The organism is Oceanimonas doudoroffii, from assembly GCF_002242685.1.
In the GTDB taxonomy this organism is placed as follows: Bacteria; Pseudomonadota; Gammaproteobacteria; order Enterobacterales; family Aeromonadaceae; genus Oceanimonas; species Oceanimonas doudoroffii.
Genome location: NZ_NBIM01000004.1, coordinates 34,183 through 51,200 on the forward strand (window position 1 = coordinate 34,183; position 17,018 = coordinate 51,200).

General features: G+C 60.5%; 16 protein-coding genes. 11 read left to right on the plus strand and 5 right to left on the minus strand.

Features of this window, described 5'->3' with window-relative positions:
- Positions 1-51: 51 nt before the first annotated feature.
- From B6S08_RS12375 to ltnD, 5 genes are read right to left on the minus strand one after another with little or no spacing between them, the layout of a single operon-like run.
- The gene (locus tag B6S08_RS12375) at positions 52-831 is read right to left on the minus strand and encodes a DeoR/GlpR family DNA-binding transcription regulator (protein ID WP_094201119.1); all 780 of its coding nucleotides are present in this window, start codon (positions 829-831) and stop codon (positions 52-54) included.
- Positions 832-834: 3 nt separating this feature from the next.
- Complete coding sequence (gene otnI / locus B6S08_RS12380) at positions 835-1,620, minus strand: 2-oxo-tetronate isomerase (protein ID WP_094201120.1); 786 nt, start codon at positions 1,618-1,620, stop codon at positions 835-837.
- A gap of 11 nt (positions 1,621-1,631) precedes the next feature.
- Complete coding sequence (gene otnC / locus B6S08_RS12385) at positions 1,632-2,273, minus strand: 3-oxo-tetronate 4-phosphate decarboxylase (protein ID WP_094201121.1); 642 nt, start codon at positions 2,271-2,273, stop codon at positions 1,632-1,634.
- On the minus strand, positions 2,266-3,531 hold the full coding sequence (gene otnK / locus B6S08_RS12390; protein WP_094201122.1) for a 3-oxo-tetronate kinase: 1,266 nt from the start codon (positions 3,529-3,531) through the stop codon (positions 2,266-2,268). Before otnK ends, otnC begins: the two co-directional genes overlap by 8 nt.
- Positions 3,532-4,431, minus strand: coding sequence for an L-threonate dehydrogenase (gene ltnD, locus B6S08_RS12395; RefSeq protein ID WP_094201123.1), 900 nt, complete (start codon positions 4,429-4,431; stop codon positions 3,532-3,534).
- Positions 4,432-4,931: 500 nt separating this feature from the next.
- Between ltnD and B6S08_RS12400 the strand changes: the two genes are divergently transcribed.
- The 11 genes from B6S08_RS12400 (at position 4,932) to B6S08_RS12450 (ending at position 16,790) form a co-directional block, all read left to right on the plus strand.
- On the plus strand, positions 4,932-6,248 hold the full coding sequence (locus B6S08_RS12400) for a flavin-containing monooxygenase (protein ID WP_094201124.1): 1,317 nt from the start codon (positions 4,932-4,934) through the stop codon (positions 6,246-6,248).
- A gap of 74 nt (positions 6,249-6,322) precedes the next feature.
- Positions 6,323-6,742 (plus strand): RidA family protein, encoded by a 420-nt coding sequence (locus tag B6S08_RS12405; protein WP_094201125.1) that lies wholly within the window; start codon positions 6,323-6,325, stop codon positions 6,740-6,742.
- 10 nt (positions 6,743-6,752) lie between these two features.
- A complete protein-coding gene (locus B6S08_RS12410) occupies positions 6,753-7,424 on the plus strand; it encodes a DUF1028 domain-containing protein (RefSeq protein ID WP_094201126.1) in 672 nt (223 codons plus the stop codon).
- A gap of 82 nt (positions 7,425-7,506) precedes the next feature.
- Positions 7,507-8,535 (plus strand): TRAP transporter substrate-binding protein DctP, encoded by a 1,029-nt coding sequence (gene dctP / locus B6S08_RS12415; RefSeq protein WP_094201127.1) that lies wholly within the window; start codon positions 7,507-7,509, stop codon positions 8,533-8,535.
- Positions 8,536-8,591: 56 nt separating this feature from the next.
- Positions 8,592-9,149 (plus strand): TRAP transporter small permease, encoded by a 558-nt coding sequence (locus B6S08_RS12420; RefSeq protein WP_094201128.1) that lies wholly within the window; start codon positions 8,592-8,594, stop codon positions 9,147-9,149.
- Between the two features lie 24 nt (positions 9,150-9,173).
- Positions 9,174-10,454 carry a TRAP transporter large permease gene (locus tag B6S08_RS12425; protein ID WP_094201129.1) on the plus strand — a complete coding sequence of 427 codons (1,281 nt, stop codon included), beginning with the start codon at positions 9,174-9,176 and terminating at the stop codon, positions 10,452-10,454.
- Between the two features lie 14 nt (positions 10,455-10,468).
- The gene (locus tag B6S08_RS12430; RefSeq protein ID WP_094201130.1) at positions 10,469-10,954 is read left to right on the plus strand and encodes a universal stress protein; all 486 of its coding nucleotides are present in this window, start codon (positions 10,469-10,471) and stop codon (positions 10,952-10,954) included.
- A 121-nt stretch (positions 10,955-11,075) separates the two neighbouring features.
- Positions 11,076-12,245, plus strand: a complete 1,170-nt coding sequence (gene argE / locus B6S08_RS12435) for an acetylornithine deacetylase (RefSeq protein ID WP_094201131.1) — start codon at positions 11,076-11,078, stop codon at positions 12,243-12,245.
- A gap of 94 nt (positions 12,246-12,339) precedes the next feature.
- Positions 12,340-13,764 (plus strand): APC family permease, encoded by a 1,425-nt coding sequence (locus B6S08_RS12440; RefSeq protein WP_094201132.1) that lies wholly within the window; start codon positions 12,340-12,342, stop codon positions 13,762-13,764.
- A gap of 464 nt (positions 13,765-14,228) precedes the next feature.
- On the plus strand, positions 14,229-15,623 hold the full coding sequence (locus B6S08_RS12445) for an aminotransferase (protein ID WP_094201133.1): 1,395 nt from the start codon (positions 14,229-14,231) through the stop codon (positions 15,621-15,623).
- A 63-nt stretch (positions 15,624-15,686) separates the two neighbouring features.
- The gene (locus B6S08_RS12450) at positions 15,687-16,790 is read left to right on the plus strand and encodes a class II histone deacetylase (RefSeq protein ID WP_094201134.1); all 1,104 of its coding nucleotides are present in this window, start codon (positions 15,687-15,689) and stop codon (positions 16,788-16,790) included.
- Positions 16,791-17,018: the final 228 nt, after the last annotated feature.

A 17,018-nucleotide genomic window follows, 5' to 3' on the forward strand; every position in this document is an offset into this window, starting at 1 on the left:
TCTCCTCGGCGCCGGGCGCCGGATGGTGATACAGAGGTCGAGTTGTTGTGGTTATGCCGGTATCTTCCGGCTTACCAGGGATACCTGCAGCCCCTGGCCGCGCAACGGCTCGGCCGTCTCTTCGCCCAGGTCGGTATCACTGATAATGTCGGTCAGTGCCGTCAGCGGGCAGATACGAAACATGCCGTATTTGCCGTATTTGCTGCTGTCACTCACCAGAATGCGTCGGCGGGCCACCCGCAGCAGGGCCTGCTTGACCATCACCTTGTTTTCGGATGGTGTCGACAGGCCTCGCTCCGCGTCCCAGGAGCTGGAGCTGATAAAGGCCAGATCCAGGTTCAGCCCTTCAAGCAGGGTGGCCGCCGCCTGCCCCACACAGGAGCGGTTGCGGGCGTCCACCAGCCCACCGGTATGGAACAGGGTGAGCTGAGGGTATTGCATCAGGTAATGGGCAATGGTGAAGTCGTTGGTCACCACGGTGAGATTAGCCCGAGTGGCGATGCCCCTGGCCACCTCAAAGGTGGTAGTGCCCGCGTCCAGGTAAATCACCTGACCATCTTCCACCAGATCCGCCGCCGCCTGGCCAATGGCCATCTTGCGCTGATGGTGAATGCCGGCCTTTTCGCTATAGGCCAGCTCCTGCTTGACCGCGTCGTTGAGCCTGACCCCACCGCTTACCGGCACCACCTTGCCTTCCGCCTCCAGTTGCTGAATGTCGCGGCGCACCGTCATGTGCGACACGTTCAGCTCGGCGGCGAGCTCATTGATGGACACCACGTTGCGCTCGTGTACATAGCGGTAGATGTAACCTCGGCGTTCGGCGGGAATCATGGCTTACTCCTTGTCGGCCCAGGGGGCGAACCAGCCCAGCCCGGCTTCGGTGTTGCCGCGGGGGCGGTATTCGCAGCCCAGGTAGCCGTCGTAACCCTTGGCATCCAGGTAATCAAACAACCAGGGATAGTTGATTTCACCCTGATCCGGCTCGTGCCGCTCAGGCACGGAGGCGATCTGAATGTGGCTGAACTTGCCCCACAGCCGGTCGATGGTGCGGGTGAGATCCCCTTCCATGATCTGGCAGTGGTAGAAGTCGAGCTGAATGCGCACGTTGGGGCGATCGATTTTTTCCAGCAGCGCCTCGGCCTGCACCTGGGTGCTGAGAAAATATCCGGGCATGTCGCGGCTGTTGATGGGCTCCAGCAGCACCAGCACATCCTGTTTGGCGGCTTGGTCGGCGGCATACTGAATGTTGGCCACATAGGTGGCTTCATGCTGTTCCGCGCTGACCCCGGCCTGGCGCAAACCGGCCATGGCATGCAGCTGGCGGCAGCCCAGGGCCTCGGCGTAGGCCAGGGCGGTGGCCACACCGGCACGGAACTCGCTTTCACGGCCGGGCAGTGAGGCCAGGCCACGCTCGCCCGCTTCCCAGTCCCCTGGGGGCATGTTGAACAGCGCCTGGGTCAGGCCCTGGGCCTTCAGCTCGGCGGCAATGGCGGCCTTGTCTTCGGCGTAGGGAAACAGGTATTCCACGGCGGTAAAGCCGGCGGCCCGGGCCGCCTTGAAGCGCGCCAGAAAGGGCACTTCGGTAAACATCATCGACAGATTGGCAGCAAACTTCGGCATCACGGGACTCCTTACAACTTGCCTTTGAATACCTGCTCCAGCTCCGCCACCTGCTCATCGGTCAGGGTGCGCATTTTGCTGTTTTGCAGGGTGAAATACAGCCGGGCGGTGTCTTCCAGCTCCTCGGCGTTGAACATGGCGGAACGCAGGTCCTTGCCCGAGATCACCGGGCCATGGTTGGCCAGCAGCACGGCGCTGTGGTCAACGGCCAGCCGGCCCACCTCGTCGGCCATGCGCGGATCGCCGGGACGGATGTAGGGCACCAGCGGCAGCTTGCCCACCCGCATCACGTAGTAGGGGGTGATGGGCGGCAGGCAGTTGGTCGGATCCAGGCCATCCACGCACGACAGCGCGGTCAGGTAGGCCGAGTGCAGGTGCACAATGCCGCCCGCGTCGGGCCGCGCCTTGTACATGGCGATGTGCATCAGCACTTCCTTGGACGGTTTGTCGCCGTCCAGGTGATTGCCGTCCATGTCCACCTTGCTCAGGCGGGCCGGATCCAGATCGCCAAAGCTGGAGTTGGTGGGGGTCGCCAGCAGGTTGCCGTCGGGCAGGCGCAGGCTGAGGTTGCCGGCGCCGCCGCTGCTGTAACCCCGTTCAAACATGGAGCGGGCAATGTTCACCAGCTCCAGGCGCAAAGAATACTCAGACATGGAAAAACTCCTGGGCCTTGCTGAAGAAGGCCTCGTCGCCAAAGTTGCCGGACTTCAGCGCCAGCGACAGCGGCTTGTCCAGCGCCCGTACCCAGGGCACACCCGGGGCAATTTGCGGACCGATATGGAAGCCGGACACCTTGAGCGCCTGGGTCACAATGCCGGAGGTCTCGCCACCGGCCACGATAAAGCGGCTGAAGCCGGCGTCGGCCAGGCGCGCGGCGACGCGGGCAAACACCCCTTCCACCGCCTCGCTGGCCCGGGCCGCGCCGTATTCGGCCTGAATGCGCGCCAGGGCCTCGGGGCTCTGGGTGGCATACAGCATGGGGGCCGGCGCGGCAGGCTGGGCCTGTACCCAGTCGGCCAGTTCGGCGGCATAGGCCTCGGCGTCGTCCAGGCTACGGGCCACGTCCACTCCGGCGTGAGGCGCCCGGGCCTGGTAGGCGGCAACCTGGGCATTGGTCATCAATGAGCAGGAGCCAGACAGCACCACGGCGCGGCCTTCCCCCACAGGCGCGCCCAGTTCCCGGGCTTCGGCGGCGCCTTCACCGCCGGTGGCATGGGCCGCCATGCCGGCACCCAGGCCGGAGCCGCCGGTCACCAGCTTCAGCTCGCTCACCGCTTCGCCCAGCACCGGCAAATCGGCCATGGTCAGGGTATCGAGCACCGCATAGTTCACGCCATTTGCCTGCAGCTCGGCCAGTCTGGCCTTGACCGCCTCGGCGCCCGCCAGCACCGCGTGGTAGTCCACCAGGCCGGTATTGCCGCCGGCCTGGGCGGCCATCAGCCGCTGCAGGTTGGCATCGCGCATGGGGGTCACCGGGTGATCCTTCATGCCCGACTCGTTCAGGGGCTGGCCGTTCACGAACAGGTTGCCGTGGCAAACGGTGCGGCCGTTCACCGGCAGTGCCGGGCAGATCACGGTAAAGGACTGATCCAGCGCCTTCAGCAGGGCGTCGGTTACCGGCCCGATATTGCCCTCGGCGGTGGAGTCAAAGGTGGAGCAGTATTTAAAGAAGAAGCGATCACAGCCCAGTTGCTGCAGCCGTTCCAGCGAGGCCAGGGAATCGGCCACCGCCTGCTCTACGGCGCAGGAGCGGCTCTTCAGGGAAATCACGATGGCGTCCACGTCGGCGGGCACCTCGGCCGGGCCGTAACCGATCAGCTGGGTCACCCGCCAGCCGTTGGCCACCATGAAACCGGCGATGTCGGTGGCGCCGGTGAAATCGTCGGCAATAATGCCCAGACGGTGTTTCATTTATTTACCCTCCGGCAGTTCAATGCCCTTGAAGATCTTGACCACGGCGGCGTCGTCTTCACGGCCAAAGCCTTCGTTGCTGGCGGCCAGGAACATCTGGTGGGCGGCCGACGCCAGTGGCAGGGGGAATTTCATCTGGTGTGCGGTGTCGAGCACCAGGCCCAGATCCTTGACGAAGATGTCAACACTGGAACGCGGGGTGTAGTCACCGTCGAGAATGTGCGGCACCCGGTTTTCAAACATCCAGGAATTGCCGGCGCTGTGGGTAACCACGTCAAACATCAGGTCCAGCGGAATGTCGGCCTTGGCGGCCATGGCCATGGCTTCGGCGGCGGCGGCAATGTGCACGCCGGCCAGCAGCTGGTGAATGGTCTTCACGGTGCTGCCCTGGCCAATGTCCGGGCCGATAACATAGAGTCGCTCGGCAATGGCATCGAACAGGCCCTTGGCCCGCTCAAACAACTCGGGTTTGCCCGAGGCCATGACCGACAGCTTGCCGTCGGCGGCCTTGATGGCGCCGCCGGAGATGGGGGCATCAATCAGCTCCAGGTTCAGCTCGCTCAGGCGCTGGTGCACGGCCTTGGTCTGGCTGGCGGCCATGGTGCTGCAGATCACCACCAGGCTGCCCGGACGCAGGGCCTTGGCCACGCCGTGCTCGCCAAACAGCACGCTTTCTACCTGGGCGCCGTTGACCACCACCAGTACCAGGGCGTCGAGCTCGGCGGCGTAGGGCAGCGCCGACGGGCCGGCGGCCACGGCGCCGGCCTCGGACAACGCGGCGCAGGCATCGGGGTTAAGGTCAAAACCAAGGGTGTCAAAACCGGCACGGATCAGGGACTTGGCCATGCCCATGCCCATAGAGCCAAGGCCGACCAGGCCAATGCGGGAAACTGCGCTCATCGTTGTTACTCCAGACTGTGAACTATTGTGATCGATGAATTATCGATCACTCCATTTCACAGTTAAGGATGCCGGCTCACAAATCGCCATATGCAAAAACCAACAATATAACCATTAAAAACAGCAACTTATGAAAACGCGGAATAAAGATAGCGTCACACATAAATGTGAACCCAGATGTGAAGAATGCCGTAAAAAACACCGCAAAACCCCTCTTAAAAGAAGGTAACAGCCTGATTTTGATAAAAAACAGCGGGGTGTGAAAAGCTCTGTGAAGTGTCCCTTGCTCCCCCGGTAACAAACCGACCAGTTCAGCATGCCATGACAGTCACCACTCTCTCTCGGCAACAAAAACACTTTCAGTATAAATTTTTCAAATGTAATTGTAATGTTAATAATATTTTACCGATACGCCGTTGCTCCGTACTCTTGAACTCAACAAAGGAAGCAGGCCGCCACGACCGACCTGAAACAAACCGTCATTCAAGAAGGACAGCGACATGACCGTGGAAAAAATCACAACAGATACTCTCGTAGTAGGCGCCGGTCAGGCCGGCGTGGCCATGAGCGAACACCTCACCAAGCTGGGCGTGCCCCACCTGGTACTGGAGCGCAACCGCATTGCCGAACGCTGGCGCACCGAGCGCTGGGACTCTCTGGTCGCCAACGGCCCAGCCTGGCACGACCGCTTTCCCGGTCTGGAGTTCGACGATCTGAACCCGGACGCCTTTGCCCCCAAAGAGCGGGTAGCGGCCTACTTCGAGGCCTATGCCAAAAAATTCAATGCACCGGTACGCACCGGTGTGGAAGTGAAAAAGGTGACCCGCAACGCCGACCGCCCGGGCTTTACCGTAGACACCTCCATCGGTGAAATTCAGGCCAACCGGGTAGTAGCCGCCACCGGTCCGTTCCAGCGTCCGGCCATTCCGCCGATTGCGCCCAAGGACGAGAGCCTGCACCAGATCCACTCCTCCCAGTATCGCAACCCCGGTCAACTGCCCGAGGGCGCAATCATGGTGGTAGGCGCCGGCTCTTCCGGTGTGCAGATTGCCGATGAGCTGCAGCGTGCCGGCAAGACAGTGTACCTGTCGGTGGGGCCCCACGACCGTCCGCCCCGCGCCTACCGTAACCGCGACTTCTGCTGGTGGCTGGGTGTACTGGGCGAATGGGATGCCGAGGCCATGAAGCCAGGCACCGAACACGTCACCATCGCCGTGAGCGGCGCCCGTGGCGGCCACACCGTGGACTTCCGCAAGCTGGCCAGACAGGGTCTGAACCTGGTGGGTCGCACCGGTGCCTTTGCCAACGGCAAGGTGACCTTTGAAAAGGATCTGGCGGAAAACATTCGCAACGGCGATGCCAACTACCTGGCACTGCTGGATGCGGCCGACGCCTACATCGCCCGCAACGGCCTGGATCTGCCGGAAGAGCCACAAGCCCGTACGCTGTTGCCGGATCCCGAATGCATGACCAACCCGACCCTGGAGCTGGATCTGGCCGAGGCCGGTATCACCACCATCATCTGGGCCACCGGTTTCAGCACCGACTACAGCTGGCTGAATGTGAACGCCTTTGACGACAAGGGCAAGCCCCAGCACAAGCGCGGTGTATCCACGGAGCCGGGCGTGTATTTCATTGGCTTGCCCTGGCTATCCCGCCGTGGCTCCACCTTTATCTGGGGCGTATGGCACGACGCCAAGCACATTGCGGATCACATCGCCACCCAGTGCAAATACGCGGCCTACAAGGACGCCGACCAGCGCGAGGACAACAAGGTCAGCCTTATTCGCGGTGCCAAGAAAGAAAGCGTCGCCTGAACACCCCATTAACCCGGGCCGGCACTAAGCCGGCCTCACCAGTTCGGTTTATTCGTCTTTAACAGGAGCGTCTCATGGCCACTCATACTCGCATTCGCATGTTCAACACCAAGGAAACCTACCCCAACCAGACTCTGGACAACGACCTGTGCCAGGCCGTGCGTGCCGGCAACACCGTGTATGTGCGCGGTCAGGTCGGCACCGACTTTGAAGGCAATCTGGTGGGCCTGGGTGATCCCCGCGCCCAGGCCGAGCAGGCGATGAAGAACGTCAAGCAACTGCTGGAAGAAGCCGGCTCCGACATGAGCCACATCGTCAAGACCACCACCTTTATTACCGATCCCCGTTTTCGCGAGCCGGTGTACCGGGAAGTGGGCAAATGGCTGAAGGGCGTTTACCCGATTTCCACCGGCCTGGTGGTGGCCGGTCTGGCCCAGCCCGAGTGGCTGATGGAAATTGACGTGATCGCCGTGATCCCTGACGACCAGGCATAAGGAGGCTGACATGACCTTTTCCGTAGCCGGGGTATGCCCCGAAACCGGCATGATGGGCTGTGCCATCACCTCATCCAGCATTGCCGTGGCCAGCCGCTGCGCCTTTGTGCGCAACGGCGTGGGCGTGGCCCTGACCCAGAACGTGACCAACCCTGCACTGGGCCCGCTGGCCCTCGATCTGCTGCAGGAAGGGGTGGGCCCGGAAGAGGTGCTGCGCGCCCAGGCCGGTGCCGACGCCAGCGTGGAATGGCGCCAGCTGGGCGTACTCAATGCCAGAGGCGAAAGCGCTACCTTCAGCGGCGCGCAGTCTCTGGGCATTCATGCCATGGCGCAAGGCAAAAACTGCCTGGCCATGGGCAACCTGCTGGCCAACACCGACGTGCCTCAGGCCATGATCACCGCCTTTGAACAAAGCAAGGGCCACCTGGCCGAGCGCCTGCTGCAGGCGCTGGAAGCGGGCCTGGCCGCCGGCGGTGAGCTGGGTCCGGTGCGCTCTGCCGGTCTGCTGATGAGCGCCGAGCCAAGCTGGCCGGTGGTGGATCTGCGGGTGGACTGGCACGTCGCCCCCATTCACGACCTGCGCCTGCTGTGGCAGGAGTATGAGCCCCAGATGCAGGCTTACATTACCCGCGCCGCGGATCCGGCCAGTGCCGACTCCTTTGGCGTACCGGGCGACGAATAACTACCGTCCGCCCAAATACCGCGGGCACACCGGTCCGTGCCCGCGGCTTGTATTGATTCTGGCCAATATGGAGAAGTAACCAATGGAACTGTTCAAATCCCTTTCAACCGTCGTTACCGCCGCCTCGTTCGCCTGCCTCGCCACCGGCGCCCAGGCCGAAACCTGGAAGTACGCCATCGAGGTATCCCAGGGCGACATTCAGGACATGTACGCCCAGGAATTCAAAAAGCGTATTGAAGCCAAGACCGACGGCGATGTTGAGGTCAAGATTTACTACGGCGGCACCCTCGGCACCTCGGCAGATGCCACCGAGCTGGTGGCCGACGGCGCCCTGCAGTTTGCCAACATTTCTCTTGGCCACCTCGGCACCTTTGTACCCGAGATCCAGCTGTTTTCCATTCCCTTTATCCTGTCGGAAAACAACGAGGTCAACAAACAGCTGATGACCGACTCCAGCACCGTCTACCAGGGTATGGAGCAAAGCTTTGCCAGCACCGGCCTGCGCCTGATGAGCATCTATTCCGAAGGGGAAGACGCCTGGGCCGCCAACCGGGAAGTGCACGCACCGGCGGATCTCAACAACTTCAAGATGCGCATTCTGGTGTCACCGCTGCAGGTGGAAGCCTTCAAGGATCTGGGCGCCAGCCCCACTCCCCTGCCCTTTGGCGAAATCTACGGTGCTCTGCAGCTGAAGATGATCGACGGCGTGGGTCAGCCCATTTCCTCCGTGTATCAAAGCAAGTTCTTTGAAGTCACCGACTACCTGATCTCCGCCCGTCACCAGCTGTTTACCAGCTCCATCATCACCGGTGACGACTGGTTCCAGGATCAGCCCGCCGAGCGCCAGCAACTGATCCGCGACACCATGACCGAAGTGACCCACTACATGATGGACGAGGTGCCGCGTCTGGAGCAGGAATTTCTCGAGCGCATTCTCAAGGAAAAGCCGGAAATGACCTACATCAGCCTGAACGAAAGCGAGCGTAATGCCTTTCGGGCCCGGGCCGAGCAGACCCGCAAAAAGTTTGTCGACATGACCGACGGCAAGGGTCAGCAAATCCTCACCGACTTCCTGGCGGAACGCGCCGAGCTGGAACAGCGACTGAACTGATCCTTCCCTCACCGCCGCCATTCAGCACAATGGCGGCTCTATTCGAGGATGATGCCATGATGCACTTGCTTGAACGTGGCCTGATCCGGCTCGACCGTGGCCTGCAGGGGCTGGAAATTACCTGCCTGGCCGGTGGCGTGCTGCTGATGGCACTGAACACCATCATTAACGTCTTTGGCCGCTACCTGTTCAGCCAGAGTCTGTATTTTTCCGAAGAACTAAACCAGATCCTGATGGTGGTGATCACCTTTATGGGCCTAGGCTATGTTACCCGCCAGGGCCGCCATATTCGCATGTCGGCCTTTTACGACATGCTCAGCAACCGCCATAAAAAATGGCTGATGCTGGTGATCACCCTGAGCACCGCCGCCACCCTCTATCTGCTCAGTTATTACGCCTGGCTCTATGTGGCCAAAATGGCCAGCCGGGGAATGCTCACCGCCACCCTGCAAATTCCTCTGTACTGGACCCTGCTGGTGGTACCCCTGGGGCTCTTTATCGGCGGCCTGCAATACAGCCTGGCCTTTATCCGCAACCTGCAAAGCCGTGATGTGTTTCTGTCATTTCACGCGCTGGACATCTACGACGACTCGCACCCGGAACAATCGCTCTGATCGTTATCAGAGAAGGAGATCTCCATGACCACGGTAATGCTGAGCACCATGCTGGTGTTGTTGCTGCTGGGTTTTCCCATGCTGATGCCGCTGCTGATCGCCACCTTGGCGGCGTTTTTTCTCTACTTTGACATGCTCAACCCCACCATCATCATTCAGCAGATGGTGGGCGGGGTAAAACCCACGGCGCTAACCGCCGTGCCCATGTTTATTCTGGCTGCCGACATTATTACCCGGGGGCACTCGTCCGATCGCCTGCTCGATCTGGTGATGCGCTTTGTCGGTCACTTCAGAGGCGGGTTGGCGGTCACAGTGGCCACCACCTGCACCCTGTTCGGTGCCGTGTCGGGCTCCACCCAGGCAACAGTCGTGGCGGTGGGCGGCCCTATGCGCCCGCGCATGCTCAAAGCCGGCTACAGCGATCACTTTACCATGGCGCTGGCCATCAATGCGTCAGACATCGCCTTTCTGATCCCCCCCAGCATCGGCATGATCATCTATGGCGTGCTCACCGGCACCTCCATTTCGGAGCTGTTTATCGCCGGCATCGGTCCGGGCCTGCTGATTTTGCTGATGTTTTCCGCCTATGCGGTCTACTACGCCTGGCGCCAAAAGATTCCGGTGGAGCCCAAGGCAAGCTGGGCCGAGCGCTGGCAGGCCATTCGCCGGGCCATCTGGCCCACCGGCTTTCCCATCATCATTGTGGGCGGCATTTATGGCGGCGTGTTCAGCCCCAGCGAAGCCGCTGCCGTGTGCGTGCTCTATGCCATGCTGCTGGAAATAGTGATCTTCCGCTCCATTCGCTGGAAAGATCTGGGCGCCATTGCCCTGTCCACCGGCCTGGTCACCGCCGTGGTGTTTATTCTGATCGGCGCCGGCGCTGCCTTTTCCTGGGCACTGTCCTATGCAGAAGTGCCGCAAACCATTATTGAAGGGCTGCACCTGGAGCAGGCCAGTCCGATGACGGTACTGGTGTGCATTGCCATCGCCTTCTTCGTGGGCTGCATGTTTGTCGATCCCATCGTGGTCATGCTGATCCTGATCCCCATCTTTCTGCCGCTGATCCGCTCCTCCGGGCTGGATCCGGTACTGGTGGGCACCATGATCACCCTGCAGGTGGCCATCGGCTCCGCCACCCCCCCCTTTGGCTGCGACATCTTCACCGCCATCGCCATTTTCCGACGGCCCTATATGGACGTGATCCGCGGCACGCCGCCCTTTATCGTCATGCTGCTGATCACCGCCGTGCTGCTGGCGCTGTTTCCGCAAATTGCGCTGTTCCTGCGCGATCTGCTGGCCACCTGACAAGGAGTACCACCATGAAAGAGTTACAACCTGCGTTCAGACATCTGCTGGTGGCCCTCGACGACTCGCCGGACGCCGAGGCCGCCCTCGACATGGCCGCCAGCCTGGCCAAAAGCCATGGCTGCCGGCTGACCCTGATCAGCGTGTACCGGCACTTTTCCTATACCAACAGCCGCTACACCCAGATCCGGGTTGGCCCCATTGAGGATGCCAGCCCGGTGGAGCTGAGCCTGAAATCCTTCGCCGAAGAGGTGCTGGAACGGAGCCGAAGCCGGCTGGCCCAGCAGGGGCTACAGGCCGAGAGCCTGCTGCGCCGGGGCACGCCGGCGATGGTGATCATGGAGCAGGCCGAGCAACTGGAGGTGGATGCCATCGTGATTGGCAGCCGCCCCAAGGGCGACATGCAGGGCCGGCTGCTGGGCAGTATTGCCGACAAGATCAGCGCCCAGGCGCACTGCAGCTGTCTGCGGGTACGCCGGCCGGCCATGACCAGCGGATAAGATTTTACTATTCAGAGTAGAAGTTAAAAATATTTACTTTATACAAAACCATTACATACCATTTACATCCAGAAACCCGGACCGCTCTCGGCTGAGCGGTCACAACCCAACCGGAGACGTTATGGCGAGCGCCCTTACCCTCGATATTCTGCAACAGCTGATTGGTTTTGATACCACCAGCGCCCACTCCAACCTGGCGCTGATGGACTACATACAGCGCTATCTCAAGGAGCAGGGCGTCGACAGCTATCTGGTGCACGACGAGACCGGCAACAAGGCCAACCTCTACGCCACCCTGGGCCCGGCTGGCAAGCCCGGCGTCATGCTCTCCGGCCATACCGACACTGTGCCCGTGGCCGGCCAGCAGTGGACCAAACCTGCACACCAGTTGACCCTGGCCAATGAGCGCGCCTATGGCCGTGGCACCGCCGACATGAAGGGCTTTCTGGCGGTGGTGCTGGCGGCGGTACCGGCACTGGCCAGGGCCGAGCTGCACACCCCGGTGCACCTGGCATTTTCCTACGACGAGGAAATCGGCTGCGTGGGCGTACGCCGGCTGATTGAAAACCTGGCCGAGCTGCCCATCAAGCCGGCCTTGTGCATTATTGGCGAGCCCACCGAAATGAAGGTGGTCACCGCCCACAAGGGCAAGCTGGCCGCCCGGGTGCGGGTAACCGGCAGGGAATATCACTCCGGCATGGCCCCCTATGGCGTCAATGCAGTCAACTACGCTGCCCGCCTGGTGTGCTGGCTGGAGCAGCTGGCGGCACAAAAGCGCGAGCAGGGCCCCTTTGAAGATGGCTACGACATTCCCTATACCACGGTACACACCGGCACCATTGAGGGCGGCACCGCCCTGAACATTGTGCCCAACCACTGCGAGTTTCTGTTTGAGATCCGCAACGTGGCCGGCGAAGCCCCCCGCGCCCTGCTGGCCCGCTTTGGCGACTACGCCGAGACCCTGGTGGCCGAAATGCGCAACACCGTTCCCGAGTGCGCCATCGACATCGACATCATCACCGAATATCCCGGTCTCAGCACCGCCAGCGATGCCGAGGTGGTGGCCTTTGTGCAGCAACTGGCCCAAACCAACGGCGGCCACACCATCGGCTTTGGCACCGAAGGTGGCCTGTTCAGTTCGGTACTGGGCGTGCCCACCGTGGTGTGCGGCCCGGGCAGCATGGCCCAAGGGCACAGTCCCGACGAATTTATCGAAATCAGCCAGCTTGAGCTGGGCGAGCGCTTTATGGCCCGCCTGCTGAAGCAACTGAGCCTTCCCCAAGGGGAATAAGCCCCCAAAAACCGGCCGGCGCCGTTCATACCCGTTGCGCGCAGGGACACGTGGGCAAAGCCGGCCAGATTGCACATTCAGGAGTAAAGGAATTATGTCCGAAAATGTCACCATGACCGCCGCCCCGGGTGTGGTCAAAACTCACCAAAAAACCGGCTTTGGCCGTACCCTGGGTCTGGGTTCGTTACTGGCCGTGGCCGTGGGCCTGGTCGTATCCCAGGGTGTGATGGTTCTGATGCTGCAGGGCGCCGGCATTGCCGGCCTCGGTTTTATCATTCCCCTGGCCATTGGTTACATACTGGCACTAACCTATGTGGCGTCTTTTTCCGAGCTGTCGCTGATGATCCCCCGCGCCGGCAGCCTGAGCAGTTATACCGAGGTGTCCATCGGCCACTTTCCGGCCATTCTGGCGGTGTTTTCCGGCTATATCGTCGTGGCCATGTTCGCTCTGTCGGCGGAGCTGCTGCTGCTCGACTTTATTATCGACAAGATCTATCCGGGCGTATTTCCGCCCATGAGCATTGGCATTGGCCTGCTGGCCGTGTTTACCGTGCTCAACCTGATGGGCATTGATCTGTTCGCCAAGTTGCAATCGGCACTGGCCTTTATCATGGTGCTGGTGCTGCTGGCCCTGGGTCTTTCCGCCCTGGGTGGCATGGCCAATCCGCATACCGCCGGCATTGATCTGACCAGCGACTGGAATCCATTGGGTACCGGTGTATTCGCCCTGGTGGCGCTGGCCATCTGGGGCTTTGTGGGCGCCGAGTTTGTGTGCCCGCTGGTGGAAGACGCCAAGCAGCCGGAGCGCAATATTCCCCGCTCCATGAGCCTGGGGGTGACCGTGATCTTCGTGACTATCGCCATCTACTGCCTGGGTGCGTTGTTTTACATTCCGGCAGATCAGCTGGCCGGCTCGCCGCTGCCCCATTACGACTTCGCTCAGGCGGTGTTTGGGGAAACCGGCCTGACCTTTCTGGCCATTGCCGCCATTACCGCCACCTGCAGCACGGTTAACACCTCGCTGGCAGCCATTCCGCGTATGCTCTACGGCATGGCAAAAAACGGCCAGGCCTTTCCCCAGTTCAGCAAGCGCAGCCGCACCAACAACACACCTTGGGTAGCAGTGCTGTTCGTCGCCGCCATTACCGGTCTGCCCATGCTGATCATGGGGGATGATCCGGATGCCATCGGCCTGTTGCTGATCTCCGCAGCCATCGCCTGGCTACTGGCCTACATCATTACCCACGTCAACGTCATGGTATTACGTCGCCGCTACCCGAAACTGAAGCGGCCCTACAAGACACCCTTTTACCCGCTGCCCCAAATCCTTGGTATTGCCGGCATGATCTACGCCGTGTACTACGCCTCGCCTGCTCCGGAACTGAATGGCCAAATCTTCGGTGCCGCCGGTATGGTGTTGGGCCTGGTCTCGGTGATCGGCGTGTTCTGGGTCAAGGTGGTGATGAAAAAGAAACTGTTTGAGCCCGAGCCCATTGAAAAAGTGCTGAACGCCAAATAACCCCTGCTGGTGCAGCAACGGCGGCCTCTGTGGCCGCCGCTTTTGTTTTGACCGTATGGTCACAACATACCCATCACCTCGTACACCCCCCCCTGCTTTTGCGCCTTGCCATTCAGGGTTGTTCATACTTAACAGGATCCATCTCACATACGCCGGATTTTCAACCCTGTAACAAACGAGGACACTTTGATATTTTTTGTGATCAATCGCTCAAGATATACCGGACTCAAAAAATCAGCGCACACTAAAAATCAATAACCTATAAGAAATCACCGAAAGCCGGGCCTCTGAATAAAGTTTATTAATCCAAGGAAGGGGAAAAAGATATTTTAACAATAGCGCAATAACTCTTAACATCGGTTCCATGAGTTATTAATCACAGGGTCTGCCAGACCCGCGACTTCCAAGGGAAGTCCCATGTTGCCGGCAACGACAACAAGGTACGTTCAAAGGAGCTATTGAAAATGTCCAAACCTACCAACCCCAGCATGCAGCAAGTATGGCAACAGGATCGGGATCACTACATTCATCCCTGGACCGACTTTTCCACCTTCAAGGAAACCGGCTCCATGGTACTGGCCGACAGCGACAACGTACACGTGGTCGACGGTGACGGTAAGCGCTACCTGGACGGCATCGGCGGACTCTGGTGTGTGAACATCGGCTATGGCAACGAGGAAATGGCCGAGGCCATCGCCGAGCAGGTGCGGAAGATCCCCTACTACTCCTGCTTTGGCCACCACACCACCGTGCCCGCAGCACAGCTGGCCGCCAAACTGGCCGAGCTGGCCCCAGGCAACCTGAACCATGTGTTCTACGGTTGCGGCGGCTCCGTGGCCAACGACACCGCTGTGCGCATGATCCATTTCTACTTCAACCAACTCGGCAAGAAGAGCAAAAAGCAGATCATCTCCCGCATCGACGGTTACCACGGCAGCACCTACATGGCCATGTCGATCACCGGTGTGAAGTTTGACCACATCGGCTTCGACATCGAGGAAAAGCTGGTTCACCACATTTCCTGCCCCAACCCCTACCGTCGTCCGGCCGGCCTGAGTGTGGAAGCGTTCTGCGACCAGAAGGTACAGGAGCTGGAAGACAAGATCCTGGAGCTGGGCCCGGACAACGTGGCCGCCTTCTTTGCCGAGCCGATCATGGGTGCTGGCGGCGTTATCGTACCGCCCGAGGGCTACCACAAGCGCACTCTGGATGTATGCCGCAAGTACGGCGTGCTCTATGTGTCCGACGAAGTGGTGACCGCCTTTGGCCGCCTGGGCCACATGTTTGCATCCAATGATGAGTTCGACTTCGTGCCGGACATCATCACCTGCGCCAAGGGCCTGACCTCCGGCTACCTGCCGCTGGGTGCCACCATCATCTCAGACGACATCTACGAGGTGATCAGCAAGCCTCAGGCAGACGGTGCCATCTTCACTCATGGCTTCACCTACTCCGGTCACCCGGTCAGCTGTGCCGCCGGTCTGAAAAACATCGAAATCATGGAGCGCATGCACCTGTGTGACCATGTGCGTGACATGGGCGCCTACTTTGAGAACCAGCTCAAGACCCTGCTCGATCTGCCCATCGTCGGCGACGTGCGCGGCCGCAAATTCATGATGTGTATCGAGAACGTGGCCAACAAGGAAACCAAGGAGCTAATCGCCCCCGAGGCCAAGGTGGGTAACCGTATTGCCGACCATTGTCAGCAGCGCGGTCTGATTGTTCGCCCGCTGGCGCACATGAACGTGCTGTCTCCGCCCCTGACCCTGACCAAGGAGCACATCGACTTCCTGGTTGCCACCCTGCGCGAAAGCATCGAGGCCACCATCAGCGATCTGCACCGGGACAGCTTTCTGTAAGCCCGATACCACAGTGATACACGGCGGGGGTTTCCCCCGCCCTCAACCTCACGGAGCAGAGTCATGTTGAGAAACACCGGCCTGGTATTCCATGAAAAGTATTTCTGGTACGACAGCCTGAACCAGGCATTTCCCCCTTTCTATATCGAGCCGGGCGCCAACCCCGACCGCCCCGACATCAAAAAGCGGTTTTACAACCTGCTGTCGGCCCAGGGCGTGCTCGACCAGCTCACCGCCATCAAACCCCGTCCTGCCACGGCAAAAGAAATTCTGCGAGTGCACTCCCCGGGCTACCTGGAAACCCTGATCGAGCAAAGTCGCAAGCCTGCCGGTGTGGCCGGCCCGGGTGCGGTGTTTGCCGAAAACAGCTTTGATATCGCCCTGCTGTCTTCCGGTGGTGTGATGGCGGCGGTCGACAGCGTGATGAAGGGCGAGGTGGACAACGCCTATGCGCTGGTGCGTCCGCCCGGTCATCATGCCGAAACCGAGCGGGGCGCCGGATTTTGCGTGCTCAACAACGCCGCCCTGGCCGCCCGCCATGCCCAGAGCCATCCCGGCATCGAGCGGGTGGCCATCATCGACTGGGACGTACACCACGGCAACGGCGCTCAGGAGATCTTTTGGCAGGACAACAGCGTGCTGACCCTGTCCATTCACCAGGATTATTACTTTCTGGAAGAAAACACCGGAACCCTGGACTACCGCGGTGACGGCGACGGCACCGGCTACAACCTCAACGTGCCGCTGCCCCCGGGCTCCGGCAACGCCGTCTATAACGACGTCATCAACCGGGTAGTGGTACCGGCGCTTGAAGCCTTCAAGCCCGATTTCATTATCGTGGCCTGTGGCCTGGATGCGGGCTGTTACGATCCCCTCGGCCGTATGGCCGTCACCCCCAACGGTTTCCGCGCCATGAGCAACGCCGTGGCTGCGGCCGCCGACCGGCTCTGTGGCGGCCGTCTGGTGATGTGCCAGGAAGGCGGTTACGACCTGGCTTCCACCCCCTATATGGGTCTGGGTGTGCTGGAAGGGCTGTGTGGTGCCGAGTTCATGAGCGAAAACCCCTTTGAGGTCTTTGGCAGCACCCTGGGTTACACCAATTCGGTACTGCCCCACCAGGAAGAGGTCATTCAAAAGGCTCACGAGCAGGCCCTGAAAATCAAATAAAGCATGTAGCGGGCCGGTCACCGGCCCGCTGTTTAAGGCATGAGTTATCGGTGCAGCAATCGGCTTCCGATAACTGATTAATTCAACAGCAAAAACATCAAATATCACCGGACTAACCGGGCACTGAATTTAAAAACTTCTGTTAACCGGGCCATGTATTTTCCCATGGCCCAGTGGGCCAGCTCGTGCTCAAAAACGGCAATGGAATAATAAAAACATTTCAACCGC

Coding starts and splice junctions, on each gene's coding strand:
- B6S08_RS12375 (WP_094201119.1), bottom strand. CDS start 831: ATGATTCCCGCCGAACGCCGAGGTTACATCTACCGCTATGTACACGAG.
- otnI (WP_094201120.1), bottom strand. CDS start 1,620: ATGCCGAAGTTTGCTGCCAATCTGTCGATGATGTTTACCGAAGTGCCC.
- otnC (WP_094201121.1), bottom strand. CDS start 2,273: ATGTCTGAGTATTCTTTGCGCCTGGAGCTGGTGAACATTGCCCGCTCC.
- otnK (WP_094201122.1), bottom strand. CDS start 3,531: ATGAAACACCGTCTGGGCATTATTGCCGACGATTTCACCGGCGCCACC.
- ltnD (WP_094201123.1), bottom strand. CDS start 4,431: ATGAGCGCAGTTTCCCGCATTGGCCTGGTCGGCCTTGGCTCTATGGGC.
- B6S08_RS12400 (WP_094201124.1), top strand. CDS start 4,932: ATGACCGTGGAAAAAATCACAACAGATACTCTCGTAGTAGGCGCCGGT.
- B6S08_RS12405 (WP_094201125.1), top strand. CDS start 6,323: ATGGCCACTCATACTCGCATTCGCATGTTCAACACCAAGGAAACCTAC.
- B6S08_RS12410 (WP_094201126.1), top strand. CDS start 6,753: ATGACCTTTTCCGTAGCCGGGGTATGCCCCGAAACCGGCATGATGGGC.
- dctP (WP_094201127.1), top strand. CDS start 7,507: ATGGAACTGTTCAAATCCCTTTCAACCGTCGTTACCGCCGCCTCGTTC.
- B6S08_RS12420 (WP_094201128.1), top strand. CDS start 8,592: ATGATGCACTTGCTTGAACGTGGCCTGATCCGGCTCGACCGTGGCCTG.
- B6S08_RS12425 (WP_094201129.1), top strand. CDS start 9,174: ATGACCACGGTAATGCTGAGCACCATGCTGGTGTTGTTGCTGCTGGGT.
- B6S08_RS12430 (WP_094201130.1), top strand. CDS start 10,469: ATGAAAGAGTTACAACCTGCGTTCAGACATCTGCTGGTGGCCCTCGAC.
- argE (WP_094201131.1), top strand. CDS start 11,076: ATGGCGAGCGCCCTTACCCTCGATATTCTGCAACAGCTGATTGGTTTT.
- B6S08_RS12440 (WP_094201132.1), top strand. CDS start 12,340: ATGTCCGAAAATGTCACCATGACCGCCGCCCCGGGTGTGGTCAAAACT.
- B6S08_RS12445 (WP_094201133.1), top strand. CDS start 14,229: ATGTCCAAACCTACCAACCCCAGCATGCAGCAAGTATGGCAACAGGAT.
- B6S08_RS12450 (WP_094201134.1), top strand. CDS start 15,687: ATGTTGAGAAACACCGGCCTGGTATTCCATGAAAAGTATTTCTGGTAC.